Annotated in this window: 14 protein-coding genes; 8 read left to right on the top strand and 6 right to left on the bottom strand. The window is 64.7% G+C overall.

Annotation, left to right across the window (positions count from 1 at the left end; all coding sequences use genetic code 11):
* Nucleotides 1–40: 40 nt before the first annotated feature.
* Together mce and BUB39_RS00870 are read left to right on the top strand one after the other, a co-directional pair.
* Nucleotides 41–445 carry a methylmalonyl-CoA epimerase gene (gene mce, locus BUB39_RS00875; RefSeq protein WP_073051110.1) on the top strand — a complete coding sequence of 135 codons (405 nt, stop codon included), beginning with the start codon at nt 41–43 and terminating at the stop codon, nt 443–445.
* Nucleotides 446–449: 4 nt separating this feature from the next.
* Complete coding sequence (locus BUB39_RS00870; RefSeq protein ID WP_073051108.1) at nt 450–707, top strand: DUF1467 family protein; 258 nt, start codon at nt 450–452, stop codon at nt 705–707.
* Nucleotides 708–722: 15 nt separating this feature from the next.
* Here BUB39_RS00870 and BUB39_RS00865 read toward each other — a convergent pair whose 3' ends face one another.
* Nucleotides 723–2,240, bottom strand: coding sequence for a glycosyltransferase family 4 protein (locus BUB39_RS00865; protein WP_073051106.1), 1,518 nt, complete (start codon nt 2,238–2,240; stop codon nt 723–725).
* 247 nt (nt 2,241–2,487) lie between these two features.
* Here BUB39_RS00865 and BUB39_RS00860 point away from each other — a divergent pair, with 247 nt between their 5' ends.
* Together BUB39_RS00860 and BUB39_RS00855 are read left to right on the top strand one after the other, a co-directional pair.
* Nucleotides 2,488–3,351, top strand: a complete 864-nt coding sequence (locus BUB39_RS00860) for a DUF6502 family protein (protein ID WP_073051094.1) — start codon at nt 2,488–2,490, stop codon at nt 3,349–3,351.
* On the top strand, nt 3,348–4,457 hold the full coding sequence (locus BUB39_RS00855; RefSeq protein ID WP_084526817.1) for a DUF5666 domain-containing protein: 1,110 nt from the start codon (nt 3,348–3,350) through the stop codon (nt 4,455–4,457). The genes BUB39_RS00860 and BUB39_RS00855 overlap by 4 nt, the downstream gene beginning before the upstream one ends.
* Before the next feature lie 5 nt (nt 4,458–4,462).
* On the opposite strand, the gene BUB39_RS00850 is transcribed toward BUB39_RS00855, so the two are convergent.
* Nucleotides 4,463–4,933: a L,D-transpeptidase gene (locus BUB39_RS00850; RefSeq protein ID WP_073052651.1), complete on the bottom strand. Its 471-nt coding sequence runs from the start codon at nt 4,931–4,933 to the stop codon at nt 4,463–4,465.
* A gap of 140 nt (nt 4,934–5,073) precedes the next feature.
* Nucleotides 5,074–5,517, bottom strand: coding sequence for a L,D-transpeptidase (locus BUB39_RS00845; RefSeq protein WP_139251295.1), 444 nt, complete (start codon nt 5,515–5,517; stop codon nt 5,074–5,076).
* 216 nt (nt 5,518–5,733) lie between these two features.
* Here BUB39_RS00845 and panB point away from each other — a divergent pair, with 216 nt between their 5' ends.
* From panB to der, 3 genes are all read left to right on the top strand, one after another.
* Nucleotides 5,734–6,552: a 3-methyl-2-oxobutanoate hydroxymethyltransferase gene (gene panB / locus BUB39_RS00840; RefSeq protein WP_073051092.1), complete on the top strand. Its 819-nt coding sequence runs from the start codon at nt 5,734–5,736 to the stop codon at nt 6,550–6,552.
* A gap of 96 nt (nt 6,553–6,648) precedes the next feature.
* Nucleotides 6,649–7,326, top strand: coding sequence for a tetratricopeptide repeat protein (locus tag BUB39_RS00835; protein WP_073051090.1), 678 nt, complete (start codon nt 6,649–6,651; stop codon nt 7,324–7,326).
* A gap of 122 nt (nt 7,327–7,448) precedes the next feature.
* Nucleotides 7,449–8,852 carry a ribosome biogenesis GTPase Der gene (gene der / locus BUB39_RS00830; RefSeq protein ID WP_073052649.1) on the top strand — a complete coding sequence of 468 codons (1,404 nt, stop codon included), beginning with the start codon at nt 7,449–7,451 and terminating at the stop codon, nt 8,850–8,852.
* Between the two features lie 12 nt (nt 8,853–8,864).
* Here the strand turns inward: der and BUB39_RS00825 are convergent, their stop codons facing one another.
* Nucleotides 8,865–9,563, bottom strand: coding sequence for a Crp/Fnr family transcriptional regulator (locus tag BUB39_RS00825; RefSeq protein ID WP_073051088.1), 699 nt, complete (start codon nt 9,561–9,563; stop codon nt 8,865–8,867).
* Between the two features lie 157 nt (nt 9,564–9,720).
* Here BUB39_RS00825 and BUB39_RS00820 point away from each other — a divergent pair, with 157 nt between their 5' ends.
* Nucleotides 9,721–11,286, top strand: coding sequence for an arylsulfatase (locus BUB39_RS00820; RefSeq protein WP_073051086.1), 1,566 nt, complete (start codon nt 9,721–9,723; stop codon nt 11,284–11,286).
* A 78-nt stretch (nt 11,287–11,364) separates the two neighbouring features.
* Here BUB39_RS00820 and BUB39_RS00815 read toward each other — a convergent pair whose 3' ends face one another.
* Together BUB39_RS00815 and purF are read right to left on the bottom strand one after the other, a co-directional pair.
* Nucleotides 11,365–12,102 carry an SDR family NAD(P)-dependent oxidoreductase gene (locus tag BUB39_RS00815; protein ID WP_073052648.1) on the bottom strand — a complete coding sequence of 246 codons (738 nt, stop codon included), beginning with the start codon at nt 12,100–12,102 and terminating at the stop codon, nt 11,365–11,367.
* Nucleotides 12,103–12,325: 223 nt separating this feature from the next.
* Nucleotides 12,326–13,792, bottom strand: coding sequence for an amidophosphoribosyltransferase (gene purF / locus BUB39_RS00810; protein WP_084527070.1), 1,467 nt, complete (start codon nt 13,790–13,792; stop codon nt 12,326–12,328).
* Nucleotides 13,793–13,802: the final 10 nt, after the last annotated feature.

Raw genomic sequence — 13,802 nt, 5'->3', positions numbered from 1 at the left:
TGACGGTCGCCGCAACGGCGGCCGCGACAGGGAGCGAGCCATGATCGGCCGGCTCAATCATGTGGCGATCGCGGTTCCCGATCTCGAAGCCGCGGTGTTGATCTATCGCGACACGCTCGGCGCACGCGTCTCCGCGCCGCAGGACCTGCCGGAACATGGAGTCACGACCGTCTTCGTCGAACTCCCGAACACCAAGATCGAGCTTCTTGCGCCGCTCGGAGACGGATCGCCGATCGCGGCGTTTCTGCAGCGTGTCCCGGAGGGCGGCGTGCATCACCTCTGTTTCGAGGTCAACGACATCGCGGCTGCGGCGGCGCGGCTGACCGCGACAGGCGCGCGCATTCTCGGGGACGGCCGGCCGCGGATTGGGGCGCATGGCAAGCCGGTGCTGTTCCTGCATCCCAAGGATTTCGTCGGCACCCTTGTCGAACTCGAGGAGGCCTGAACCGGTGCGCATCTACAGCCTGATCGCGATCTACTTCATCATCTGGTGGCTGGTGATCTTCACGATCCTGCCTTTCGGCATTCGCACGCAGGAAGAGGAAGGCGAAGTGACGCTCGGCACCACGCCAAGCGCCCCCTGGAGGCCGATGCTGATCCGCAAGGCGATCATCACCTCGATCATCAGCGCGATCCTGCTGGCCGGCCTCGCTTACGCTTATACTGTTCTCGGCTGGACGCCGGAGCGGCTCAGCACGATGTTCTGAGCGCGCTCACGCGCGTCAGATGCCGGCAAGCCTTCCGAGCCTTGCACTGTCGCGGTTCTGCGACGGCACCCGCCAAGGCGCGAGACGCGGCAGCGTTGGCTTCAGGCCGGTGGGTTCGGCTTTGAAGCTATCGGCGCTGCCGCGCTCGCTTTCCTCATCGGCCACCAGCGACAGCACGCGGCTGCTGAAGCGGGTTTCCGAAATTGGCAGATATCCCATCATGATGCGGGTCGTGAGCTCTTGCAGCCATGCCGGCTCCTCGACGGCGCGGGTGACCGCTGCGGCCCAGCCGGCGGCGTCGTCGCTCTCGATAATCGGCATCAGGCCCTGTGTCGCTTCAGCCAGCGAAGGCGTGTCGGAGATGAGGACGGGCAGGCCGAAGTCGAGGCATTCGACGGCACCGAGCCCCCAGCCTTCGGCGAGCGAGGGATAGAGCCCGAAATCGGCATGGGCATAAAGCCAGCCGAGCTCCGCGTCGCTCATGTCCGAAAGCAGCACCAGATGGCTCTTCAATTCCGGGTGCGCAGCGAGGTAGGCTTCGACCTCCTGGTTCATCCAGCCCCAGCGACCGCAGAAGACGAGCTTCGGCAGCTTCTCGCCCAGGAGTGGGATCAGCCGCGCCCACGTCTTCAGCAACATGATGTGGTTCTTGCGGATCTCGATTGTCGAGCAATAGAGGGCAAAGCGCTGGCCGGCGAGCGCCGCGACGGGCTCGAGTGGCTTCTGCGAAAGACCCTCCTTGAGGAAGGAGCCGAGCCGGGAAACGGCGACGGACGGGGGCTGATCCATTCCATGTTCAGCCGCATATCGCCGCGCAGTCTCGGCGGTGTGGGCCGAAACGGTAATGATGCGGTCGCAATGCGCGAACATCCAGGCGACGTCATTTTCGAAATTCCGCGCGTGGCTGCGATCGACCAGATCCGGATGATCGAGCGGGATCAGATCGTGGAGAACCGTCGCGAGGCTCGCCGCTATGTCATCGTGCCGTCCGCTGCCGGCCAGGCTGTGGAGGCCCGCGGTTGAAATGAAGCAGGCGGCGCGGGCATCGGTGAGCGGATCGGGTTCCGGATCACGCTTCGGCGGGCGGCCGGCGATGAGCTTGGCGGCGCGAATGAACGTCTTCGCCGCCTGATAACGCAGGCCGCGGCGGTCGTTGCGTCCCGAGATATAGGAGGCCGATACCCGGTCGAATTCCTTGCCGGAATTCATCGCGCCGGATCGGATCGCCTTCACGACCATCTCGACCCGCTTCGAAAGCGTTTCTCCATCGCCTGAGGCGATGGCCGAAACGCGTCCTTCGACCAGGTCGCCAAGATAGGCGAGTTCGCGGCGATCCAGGAAACGAGCCTCGCCATTGCGATTGATCATGAAGAAGCGAACCGCGTCCTGCTTGCCGAAGCGGGCTTCATTGGCACGGCTGCGGCGCATGGCCTGTCGCACGATCGCTGTTTCGACGCGCGGAATGCCCACCGGAGGATGGGGCCCCCAACGCAAGGGTACAGTCGCATCGATATAGAGCTTGTCCAAAGCCATCACTCCGAAGGTGTTCTCGTCTAGCTCGGCGCCAGTCCCATTCGTCAGCTGACGTCAGATCGATACGTGGGAAAATTTCCCACGTCAATAGTGTACTGGAGGATTGTGGGAATTTATCACACAGTCTATAGAGAGCCGTGGTGCGCCGCCGTGTCGCCCGTAGACAGCGAGCGGGATGTGGCCGATGCCGCGAGCAATCATCGAAAGAGATATTGCCTCTCCGTCGCGGCTCGATAGGAATGAACGGATGACCGAAAAGGATGGGACAGGTTTGGACGCTGGGCGGCTGCAAGCGCCGCTGGCGCGCTTGTTGCGCCCGCTCGTCCGCCTGGCCATCCGCAGCGGGTTGACGTTCCCCGCTTTGGTCGACCTTCTGCGCGAGCTTTACGTGAATGTTGCCGAGAATGACTTCGCGCTGACATCAAAGAGTCAGACGGACAGCCGGGTCAGCTTGCTGACCGGCATTCACCGCAAGGAAGTCAGCCGCCTGCGCGGCGCCGGGGCGCCGGTGAATGTCGTACCGGTCTCGATCTCGCGGACCAGCCGCATCCTGGCCCGATGGCTTGCCGACAGCGATTTCTCAGACGGAGCTGGTCGGCCGCGGCCTCTGCCACGAACCGGCAGCGATCTCGAGCCAACCTTCGACAGGCTTGTCGAATCTGTGACGCGGGATGTGCGGCCGCGTGTGGTGCTCGATGAATGGCTCGATCGCGGCCTCGTTACCCGCGATGCCGATGACCGCATCGTCCTTGCCGAGCAGGCCTTCATTCCCAAGAGCGGCAGTGACCAGCAACTCTATTACCTTGGTCGCAACCTGCATGATCACATCGCCGCGGCTGTCGCCAATGTCGAAGGTGACCGCCCCCGCTTTCTGGAACGTGCTGTCCATTATGACGGCCTGACGCAACCCATTGCTGAGATGCTCGAGAAGCGTTCGCGCGAAATCGCCATGGAGGCGCTCACGACGGCCAATCGTGAAGCGCATACGGCGACGGAAGGCATTTCGGACGGTGGATGGCGCTGGAATTTCGGCGTCTATGTCTATTCCGAGCGCGTCGGCGGAGATAACGATGAGACCGCAGACCGAAATGACCGGGAGGGCACGACGTGAAGAAATCGTTCGCCCCCTCGCGGCGCAACCTCTTGCTTGGACTGGCCGGCCTCATCGGCATGCGCGCCCTTCCGGGTCTTGCCGATGAAAAGCCGCCATCCGACCGCGGAATCGGAGGGACCGGTATTTCGGGCATGCCCGATGCCGGTCATACCATCGGCTTTATCGGCTCGATCCAGCGCTTCGGCAGCATTTTTGTGAATGGCGACCGCATCACCTATCCGGCTGACGTCACCGTGACGATTGACGGCCGCCGCCGCCGGCCATCGGATATGCGCATCGGACAAGTCGTCAAGGCGGTCGCGCACCAGCAGGACGGAAAGCTCGCCACAAACAATATCGATATCCTGAGTGAGGTCGTCGGCCCGGTTGAGGCGCTGGAGGGCGAGAGCATGATCGTGCTCGGCCAAAGTGTTTCGCTCGGCACGACTGGAAGCAGCAGCTTCGTGCTCGGACAGCGGGTGGCGGTGAGCGGCCTGCGCCTCCCGGATGGCACCATCGTCGCGCGGCTGGTCGAACCTGCCGGGGACCGCCAGGACCAGGTCGTAGGAACCGGCATATTTCGTGGCTGGACCCTGCATATCGGTGCGCTGCAACTCTTCGGTCCCGATGCGCGCTATGACGGTCGCCGCATCGTGGTTCGTGGGCATCGGAGGAGACGTGGGCTGATAGTGACAAGCATCGGGCTGGACAGCCTGCCGGATGGGCCAGGCGTCAAGACGCTGTCCATTGAAGCTTATGTCTCGCGAAATGGCAGCGAGGTGAGAACCGGCTCCGGCATCGTGCTCAGTGACGAGGACGGAAGCGTCGACGCGGCCGATCCCGGCCAGCCGGCAATCCTCAACATCAACCTTTCGAACGCTGGGGGAGGCGGCCTTGGCATCCCCGGCGCGGGGAACGGCGGTCCCGGCCTCACGCTGCGTCCGGGGCCGGTGGTGACGACGCCGCAGATGCCGCCGCAGCAATTCCAGGCGCCGCCATCCGGCTCGGGCTTCAGTCGAGGCATGCTCGGTCTTGCACCGGGCGCCCTCGGCGGTGGCCCGGGGAATGGCGGCTTCGGTGGTCCGGGCGGTCCGGGCGGCCCTGGCGGGCTCGGCAGGCCGTAGCTGGGCTATTTCTCGACGATGATCGCTGTGCGCTGCATGCCGATATCGGCAACGGCGCGGAAGAAGACCTGGGCATTTTGCGGGTCGAGCCGGACGCAGCCATGCGAAGCCGGGCTTCCAAGCCGCTTCAGCTCGGTCGTGCCATGCACGGCGATGCCGTCGTTGAAGAACACCGAATAGGGCATCGGCGCGTTTTCATACTTCGTCGAGTGGTGGAGCTCGTCGATATAGTCGGGCCGGAACTGGCCGGGCGGCGTCTCGAAGCCCTTGCGGCCGGTAGAGACCTTCCAGCTATAGGTCTCCTTCTTGCCATCGCCGCGCTTGATCACGACCTCCATCCGCTGGTCGGCGATCGAGACCTTGGCATAGACACTCGCCGGGCCCGGAAAGAGCACATTGGCCGAGGCCGGCGCGGCGAGGGCCGCGAGCACGACGGCAGAGGCGGTGAAGGCTGCAAATGAGAAGCGGACGGTCATGGCGATGCTGTGTGCCGGCTGAGAGGTTGAGATGAGGAGGCCGCGCCCGAGCGGGGCCTGTTGGAACAACTTCTAGGCGAAGCGTCCGGGCATAGTCAGTGACATTCGTCACCAATCCCGCCGCTGCGCGTCGATTTCTGCTAACGTGTGATCACAATGCGCACATTGCCCATGCCCTGGTCGGACACGAGGCTGTAGAGGGTGCGGGCATTGTCGGGATGAAGCCGGATGCAGCCATGCGAGGCCGGCCGGCCGAGGGCCTTCAGATGCGATGTGCCGTGCACGGCATAGCCGCCGAGGAAGAAGATCGAACTCGGCATCGGCGCGTTGTCGTACTTCTTGGAATACCACATCCGATGCATGCGCGTCGGCCGGAACGAGCCCGTCGGCGTCCTGTAGCCTGGGCGTGCCGTCGAGACGGCCCAGTCGTAACGCGGAATGCCGTCGACATAGACCACCATGGCCTGTGAGGCGAGGCTGACTTGCGCCACCACCTCGGACCGCGCCGTCGAAGGCAATATGGTCGAGGCGAGGGCGAGTGCGGCAATGGCGGGAAGAGTTGAACGCCAGAATGACATGCGCATGGAAGTAGAAGCTCTATCTACATATGCAATGATCGCAAATGTTGCATGGAAATGCTGAACAACTCGTAAGGAAGTCTCGGCGTGTGCTGCGTGCGGCGGGCGGGCGCCCGCGCGCATGGCATGGCAGAATCGACAAGAAAATGCTTCGGCTTGGCCGCCTTTGACCCTACTTAAGGCGCAACCAGATCGCGGCGCTGCCGCACCGGGAGAACGCCAATGTCCGTCGAGGTTACTACCCGCCGCCTGACGGCGATCGATATTCGGGGTCGCAAGGGTGGCGAGCCGATCGTCTCGCTCACGGCCTATCACGCTCATACGGCATCGATCATCGATCGCTTCGTCGATTTCATGCTCGTCGGCGATTCGCTCGGCATGGTCATGCATGGCCTTGAGACCACCGTTCCGGTGACGCTCGACATGATGATCCTGCAGGGCCAGGCGGTGATGCGCGGTTCGAAGCGGGCGCTTGTCGTCGTCGACCTGCCCTTCGGCTCCTATGAGGAGAGTCCGGCGGCGGCCTTCCGCTCGGCGGCGCGCATCATGAAGGAAACGGGCTGCGGCGCGGTGAAGATGGAGGGTGGCCGCCACATGGCCGAGACCGTTCGCTTCCTCGTGGAGCGAGGCGTGCCGGTCATGGGCCATGTCGGGCTGACGCCGCAGTCGATCAACACGATGGGCGGCTTCAAGGTGCAGGGCCGCAGCGAGGAAAGCGCTGCAGCTGTCCTCGCCGATGCCGACGCAATCGCGGCGGCCGGCGCCTTCTCGATGGTCGTCGAGGGCGTCGTCGAGCCTCTGGCGCGCGAGATCACGGCGCGCGTGCCGATCCCGACGATCGGTATCGGCGCTTCCTCGGCTTGCGACGGCCAGATTCTCGTGCTCGAGGACATGCTCGGCCTGTCGCCGCGCGTGCCGAAATTCGTCAAGCGCTATGGAGCGCTCGGGGCGCTGATCGAAGAATCGGTGGCCGCCTATGCTGAGGAGGTGCGCGCGCGTTCCTTCCCCGGCGAAGACAATGTGTATCAGCCGAAGCGTTGAGAAAGCCGCCGGATTCATCGCGGAATCCGGCCATTTGCCAGCCGGTAGGCGCTTCTATATGGTGCCGCGCGCTGACCGGCGACCGGACGGGGAACGATGACCGATATCTTTCATGAAGTCGAAGAGGATCTACGCAGGGAGCAGGCGAAACGCCTCTGGCGCCGCTTCGGGCCCTATGTCCTCGTCGTCGCGGTCCTGATCGTCGTCGGTACGGCCGGCTGGCGTGGCTGGATCTATTGGCGCGAGCAGCAGGCCGCCGCGACCGGCGATCGCTTCGTTGCCGCGCTGCAGCTTGCCGAGGACGGCAAGAAGGACGAGGCCCTCAAGGCACTGCAGGATCTCTCGCAGAGCGGCACCGGCGGCTATCCCGTCCTGGCGCAGTTCCGCGCCGCGGCCGAGCTGGCCGGCGCCGGCAAGACCGACGATGCCGTGAAGGCCTTCGATGCGATCGCATCGAGCGGCTCGACGCCGCCGCTGCTGAAGGCTATGGCGCGCCTCCGTTCGGCCATGCTGCTGGTCGATACGCTTGATCTCGCGGCGATGAAGACGCGCCTCGACGATCTCGCCGCGACCGGTGGACCCTGGCGCAATTCGGCGCGCGAACTGCTCGGCCTCACGGCCTGGCGGGTTGGCGATGTCGAGGCGGCGCGGGGCTATTTCACGGAAATCTTCGATGATCCGACGGCGCCGCAATCGACCAAGGCGCGTGCCAATCTGATGCTGGAGCTGATCCGCTCCAAGGTCGGCGACGCCAAGGCGCCCGCCAAGACCTGATCGACGCACGACGATCCGGCGCGGCTTCGCATCTGGCGGGGTCGGCGTCGTCGGCATGGCCGGCGACGCAGCGGCCGGCTATGATGATCGGGAACGCCCGGTCCAACCGGAAGCACGACATCATGTCCTTCACCGCAGCCATCATCGGCCGCCCCAATGTCGGCAAGTCGACGCTCTTCAACCGCCTCGTCGGCGCGAAGATCGCCCTTGTCGACGATACGCCGGGCGTGACGCGCGACCGCCGACCTGGCGAGGCGAGGATCGGTGATCTCTATTTCACGATCATCGACACTGCCGGCCTTGAGGAGGCCGATCCGGCCAGCCTCGAAGGCCGCATGCGCGCCCAGACCGAGGCGGCGATCGCCGAAGCAGACGTCTCGCTGTTCCTGATCGATGCGCGCGTCGGCGTGACCCCGGTCGATGAGCATTTCGCCGATCTGCTGCGCCGCGTCGGCAAGCCTGTGGTGCTGATCGCCAACAAGGCCGAAGGCAAGGTTGGCGAAGAGGGCGTGATGGAGGCCTACAGCCTCGGCTTTGGCGAGCCGGTGGCGATCTCGGCCGAGCACGGCCAGGGCATGGCGGACCTGTTCAACGCGCTGCTGCCTTTCGAAATCCGCGCTGAAGAGACGGACGAGGAAGAGGGCGAGGACGAGGTTCTCATCGGCCCGGATGGCGAAGAGATATTCCCCGAGATCGACCCGGCGAAGCCGATTAAGGTTGCCATCGTCGGCCGCCCGAATGCTGGCAAGTCGACGCTGATCAACACCATGCTCGGCGAGGAGCGGCTGCTGACTGGTCCCGAGGCCGGCATCACGCGCGATTCGATTTCTGTCGACTGGGTCTGGCGTGATCGTCGGATCAATCTCTTCGACACTGCCGGCATGCGCAAGAAGGCCCGCGTCGAACAGAAGCTCGAAAAGCTCTCTGTCGGCGACGCACTGCGCTCGATTCGCTTCGCCGAAGTCGTCGTGCTGATGCTCGACGCGACCATGCCTTTCGAGAAGCAGGACCTGCAGATCGCCGATCTCGTCGCCCGGGAGGGCAGGGCGCTGGTCATCGCGCTCAACAAATGGGACCTGATCGAGGACCGCCAGAAGGCGATGGCGGATCTGCGGGAGATGGCCGAGCGGCTGCTGCCGCAGGTGCGCGGCGTGCCGCTGGTCCCGCTGTCGGGTCTAACGGGCTCCGGCATCGACAAGCTGATGACCGAGCTGATGAAGGTCTATGCGACGTGGAATCGCCGCGTCCCGACCGCCGCGCTCAACAAATGGCTCGCCGGCGTGCTCGAGCATCATCCGCCGCCAGCCGTTTCCGGCCGTCGTATCAAGCTGCGCTACATGACGCAGCACAAGGCGCGCCCGCCGACCTTCGTCGCCTTCTGTTCGCGCCCCGAAGCGCTGCCCGAGGCGTATACGCGCTATCTGGTCAACGGTCTCCGCGAGGCCTTCGACCTGACGGCCGTGCCGCTGCGCCTCATCATGCGCAAGGGCGAGAATCCCTATGACGACAAGGATAAGCGCCGCTGAGCGGGTTCTCGTTCAGTCATGCGCGAGCAGCGCGCGCAGCCGGTCGGGCTCGCGCAGGATGACGCGGCGATAGGCGAGCTCGACAAGGTCCGCCTGGGCAAGGCCGTGCAGGATGGTAGCCGCGGTGCTGCGGGCGAGATTGGCCATCACGGCGAGATCCTCGTGGCTGAGGTCGATCGGCGTCGGCACAGGGTCTGGACCGGGCGCCAAGCGGCAGCCGCCGAGACGCAGCAGCGTCGCGATCATGCGGCGGCGGTCGTCGCGGATCATCAGATCATTGAGCGCAGTCATCGCGGTCTGAAGATGGTCGAAGGTCAGGCGCGCGACTGCCTTCCAGCCGATCGGCTGGCTCTCCAGGATAGACTGGATTGCCGGCAGGGGCAGCAGCAGGACCTCGCTCTGCCGCCCGGCCGAGAGGCCGACCACGCGCGGCGCGCGCGAAATCAGTGGACCTTCGCCGATCCAGATGCCCGGCTGCATGATATGGGCGAAGAACGGACCATCGTCGGCTGAGGCCACGCTGACGCGGACGCTGCCCGAAATCAGGCAATAGATGCCGCCGTCGCCATCGCCGGGCGAATAGATGACCTGGGACGGCTCGAAGCGCTGCAGCATGCAGCGTTCGATCACGGCCCGGCGAAAGCTCTCCGGGGCCTCGCGCAGCCAAGTATCGCTTATCGCGATCTCGCGCGCCCTCTCGATCGACGTCATGGAATTTCCCCCCATTGTCCGCCGGCGGACAATCTTCCACCGACGGCCATGTTAGGCAACGGCGAGGGCGGACGTCGGGGGCCCGTTGGCACGATCGCGATGCGGGGAGTGCGGCCGTGTGGGAGGCGTCTGCCCCACATGACTGTGGGGGATCATCATGAGACGATCGTTTCGAGGCGGCTGGCTGGCTGCCTGCCTCGCCGCAGCTGCGGCGCTGGTGGCGCCCGATGCCGGTGCGGCCGACAAGAAGCCCAACATCCTGGTGATCTGGGGCGACGACATCGGCGGCTTCAATATCAGCGCCTACAACAATGGAATGATGGGTTACCGCACGCCCAATATCGATTCGATCGCGCATCAAGGCGCGCTTTTCACCGATTGGTATGGCCAGCAGAGCTGCACGGCCGGCCGTGCGGCCTTCATCACCGGCCAGTCGCCGATCCGCACTGGGCTGACAAAGGTTGGTCTGCCAGGCTCGCCCGAGGGCATGCAGGCCGCGGATCCGACGATCGCGACGCTGCTCAAGCCGCTGGGCTACGCGACAGGCCAGTTTGGCAAGAACCATCTCGGCGACCGCGACGAGATGTTGCCGACCGTGCATGGCTTCGATGAGTTCTTCGGCAATCTCTACCATCTCAATGCCGAGGAAGAGCCTGAGAACCCGGACTATCCGGCCTCGCCGGAGTTCAAGAAACGCTTCGGGCCTCGCGGGGTCATTCATTCCTGGGCGCTGCCGGACGGCGGCCAGAAGATCATCGACACCGGGCCGCTGACGCGCAAGCGCATGGAGACTGTCGACGAAGAGGTCACGAAGTCGGCGATCGACTTCATGGACAAGGCGCACCAGGACGGCAAGCCGTTCTTCGTCTGGTGGAATTCGACAAGGATGCATGTTTTCACGCATTTGAAGCCGTCCTCGGAAGGCAAGACCGGCCTCGGCATCTATGCAGACGGCATGGTCGAGCATGATGCGATGGTCGGTCAGCTGCTTGATGAGTTGAAGAAGCTCGGCATCGAGGACGACACGATCGTCATGTACTCGACCGACAACGGCGCCGAGACCTTCACTTGGCCGGATGGCGGCACGACGATGTTCCGCGGCGAGAAGAACACCAACTGGGAAGGCGGCTATCGCGTGCCCTCGGTGATCCGCTGGCCGGGCGTCATCAAGCCAGGCACGGTCGTCAACGACATTGCCGCGCATGAGGACATGCTGACGACGCTGGTCGGCGCGGCCGGAGATCCGGATGCCAAGGAGGAACTCCTTAAGGGCCGGACGATCGACGGCCGCGACTACAAGGTCCATCTCGACGGTTACGACCTCGGCCCGGCGCTGAAAGGCGAGGCGGCCTGGCCCCGGCATGAGTTCATTTACTGGACCGACGACGGCAGCGTCGCGGCGCTCCGCTATGACAACTGGAAAGTGACCTTCCTGGAGCAGGACGCTTTGGGCCTGCGCGTCTGGCAGAATCCGTTCACGGAGCTGCGCGCGCCGCTCCTCACCAATCTTCGGATGGATCCGTTCGAGCGGGCCGAGGAAGAGAACGCGATGGGCTATCAGCGTTGGTACATGGATCGCATGTTCGCGATCGCGCCGGCAGGCGCCTATGTCGCGAGCTGGCTGCAGAGCTTTCGCGACTTCCCGCCGCGCCAGAAGCCCGGCAGCTTCAATCTGGACCGCGTTATGGAAGCGGTATCAGCCGGCTCGCAGGGCAACCAGTAGCCGGCAGCACAGGCTTCTCATATCAAGACGGAACGGCGGCCTCAGGAACGGGGCCGCCGTTTCGCTGTCTGGATCCGATCAGTCGAGGAGGCGCGTGATGCTGCGCGTCGGGAATTCGAACCGCGTGCCGTGGTCGGCGAAGTCGGGCGCCAGCATGCGCACGATGTCCGGAGCGACGACGCTCGGGTGCTGGATCGTGGCCGGATCCTCGCCAGGCGCGGCCTTGGCGCGCATCTGCGTCCTGAGCCGGCCGGGATCGAACAGGTTGACGCGGATCGGCGTCGTCGCGACCTCGGCGGCATAGGTTCGCACCAGCGCCTCGAGCGCGGCCTTGGACGTGGCATATGCCCCCCAGAATGGTCGCAGATTCGTCGCGACGCTGGAGGTCATGAACAGCGCACGGCCGGCATCGGAAAGGCGCAGCAGCGGATCGAGCGAGCGGATCAGCCGGTAATTCGCCGTGACGTTGACCGTCATGACGTCGTTCCAGTCCTTCTGGTCGAGATGCGTCACCGGCGTGATGACGCCGAGCAGCGCCGCATTGCCGAAAAATCCGTCGAGCTTGCCCCAGCGCTCATAGATCGAGAGCCCCAGCCGGTCGATGGCGTCGAGATCGCGGAGGTCGAGCGGCACCAGCGTCGCGCTGCCACCCTTGGCCTGGATCGCATCGTCGAGCTCTTCCAGTGCGCCCACCGTCTTGGCGATGGCGATTACATGGGCGCCGGCCGCGCCGAGCGCGATCGCAGCGTTCCAGCCAATGCCGCGCGAAGCGCCCGTTACAACGACGATGCGGCCGGAAAGATCGGGAGAGGTCATGGCGATGCTCGCTTCGGAAGGGCTCTTCTGCGGCATCCACTAGCACGCTGCGGCGCAGCCTGCCCAGCCTCGGGACATAGCGCGCGAGGCCCTAACCCGAGCCCTCTCCCTCAGGCGTCAGAGGGGCGCAGGGGTCGCGATGGCAGTGATTGATGGTGAAGGCGCGCCGGCGTTCGGTGGAACTCCTTCTCCCGCTGGCGGGAGAAGGTCGCGGCGAGAACCTTCAGCTTGCTTCGGCGAGGCGGGGCAGCGCCTGGACCTTGCCGCGATCCTCGTAATCGGCGAGGCGGGTCGGATATTCGCCGGTGAAACAGGCATCGCAGAACTGCGGCGCCTCGCCATTGCGCTTCGCCTCACCGACGGCGCGATAGAGCCCGTCGATCGAGATGAAAGCGAGGCTGTCGGCTTTGATGTAGCGCGCGATCTCGTCGACCGTCATCTGCGCGGCGATCAGTTTGGACTTCTCGGGCGTGTCGACGCCATAGAAGCAACTGTCCGTGGTCGGCGGGCTGGCGATGCGCATATGCACCTCGCTCGCACCCGCTTCGCGCACCATCTGGACGATCTTCATCGAGGTCGTTCCGCGCACGATCGAATCGTCGACGAGGATCACACGCTTGCCGGCGAGGATCGCGCGGTTGGCATTGTGCTTTAGCTTGACGCCCATGTGCCGGATGGCGTCGGTCGGCTCGATGAACGTCCGGCCGACATAGTGATTGCGGATGATGCCGAGATCGAACGGGATGCCGGCTTCCTCTGCATAGCCGATGGCCGCTGGCACGCCGGAATCCGGCACCGGCACGACGATGTCGGCATCGATGCCGCTCTCGCGGGCGAGTTCCTGGCCGATCCGCTTGCGCACTGCATAGACGCCGCGTCCATCTACGGCCGAATCCGGCCGGGCGAAATAGACATATTCGAAGATGCAGAAGCGAGAGGGCTGGCGCTCGAACGGATACAGGCTCTCGATGCCTTCGTCGGTAATGATGACGACTTCGCCAGCATTGATGTCGCGGACATAGCTGGCGCCGATGATGTCGAGCGCGCAGGTCTCGGAGGCGAGGATATAGGCATCCTCAAGCTTGCCGAGCACCAGCGGCCTGACGCCGAGCGGGTCGCGGCAGCCGAGCATCTTCTTTTCGGAGAGAGCCACCAGCGAATAGGCGCCCTCGATGCGCCTGATCGCGTCGATGAAGCGGTCGAGCAGGCGGCCATGATTGCTGGTCGCGATCAGGTGGATGATCGTCTCGGTGTCGGAGGTCGATTGAAACAGCGAGCCGCGCCGCTGCAATTCGCGCTTCAGCGCCATCGCATTGGTGAGATTGCCGTTATGCGCGACCGCGAAGCCGCCGCCGGCGAACTCTGCGAACATAGGCTGGACGTTCCGCAGCCCGGCGCCGCCGGTGGTCGAATAGCGGTTATGGCCGATGGCGCGGACGCCAGGTAGGCGATCGATGACCGCCTTGCGCGTGAAATTGTCGCCGACGAGGCCGACATGGCGCTCGATCGAGAATTGGCGGCCGTCATGGGCTGCGATGCCAGCGGCTTCCTGGCCGCGATGCTGCAGGGCATGCAGGCCGAGCGCCGTCAGCGCGGCGGCATCGGGATGGCCGAAAACGCCGAAGACGCCGCATTCCTCGTGGAACGCGTCGTCGTCGGACGGGGCGGGCAACAAAGAGAAGTCGTCCATCATATCCTCA

Origin of the sequence: Kaistia soli DSM 19436 (assembly GCF_900129325.1) — a bacterium.
Taxonomy (GTDB): domain Bacteria; phylum Pseudomonadota; class Alphaproteobacteria; order Rhizobiales; family Kaistiaceae; genus Kaistia; species Kaistia soli.
The sequence above is the reverse complement of the archived record's forward strand: the minus strand, read 5'-3'. Positions and strand labels throughout refer to the sequence as shown.

Excerpts from the sequence above, each read along its gene's own strand:
- mce (WP_073051110.1), top strand. The coding sequence starts at position 41 with ATGATCGGCCGGCTCAATCATGTGGCGATCGCGGTTCCCGATCTCGAA.
- BUB39_RS00865 (WP_073051106.1), bottom strand. The coding sequence starts at position 2,240 with ATGGCTTTGGACAAGCTCTATATCGATGCGACTGTACCCTTGCGTTGG.
- BUB39_RS00860 (WP_073051094.1), top strand. The coding sequence starts at position 2,488 with ATGACCGAAAAGGATGGGACAGGTTTGGACGCTGGGCGGCTGCAAGCG.
- BUB39_RS00850 (WP_073052651.1), bottom strand. The coding sequence starts at position 4,933 with ATGACCGTCCGCTTCTCATTTGCAGCCTTCACCGCCTCTGCCGTCGTG.
- BUB39_RS00845 (WP_139251295.1), bottom strand. The coding sequence starts at position 5,517 with ATGCGCATGTCATTCTGGCGTTCAACTCTTCCCGCCATTGCCGCACTC.
- panB (WP_073051092.1), top strand. The coding sequence starts at position 5,734 with ATGTCCGTCGAGGTTACTACCCGCCGCCTGACGGCGATCGATATTCGG.
- BUB39_RS00835 (WP_073051090.1), top strand. The coding sequence starts at position 6,649 with ATGACCGATATCTTTCATGAAGTCGAAGAGGATCTACGCAGGGAGCAG.
- der (WP_073052649.1), top strand. The coding sequence starts at position 7,449 with ATGTCCTTCACCGCAGCCATCATCGGCCGCCCCAATGTCGGCAAGTCG.
- BUB39_RS00825 (WP_073051088.1), bottom strand. The coding sequence starts at position 9,563 with ATGACGTCGATCGAGAGGGCGCGCGAGATCGCGATAAGCGATACTTGG.
- BUB39_RS00820 (WP_073051086.1), top strand. The coding sequence starts at position 9,721 with ATGAGACGATCGTTTCGAGGCGGCTGGCTGGCTGCCTGCCTCGCCGCA.
- BUB39_RS00815 (WP_073052648.1), bottom strand. The coding sequence starts at position 12,102 with ATGACCTCTCCCGATCTTTCCGGCCGCATCGTCGTTGTAACGGGCGCT.
- purF (WP_084527070.1), bottom strand. The coding sequence starts at position 13,792 with ATGGACGACTTCTCTTTGTTGCCCGCCCCGTCCGACGACGACGCGTTC.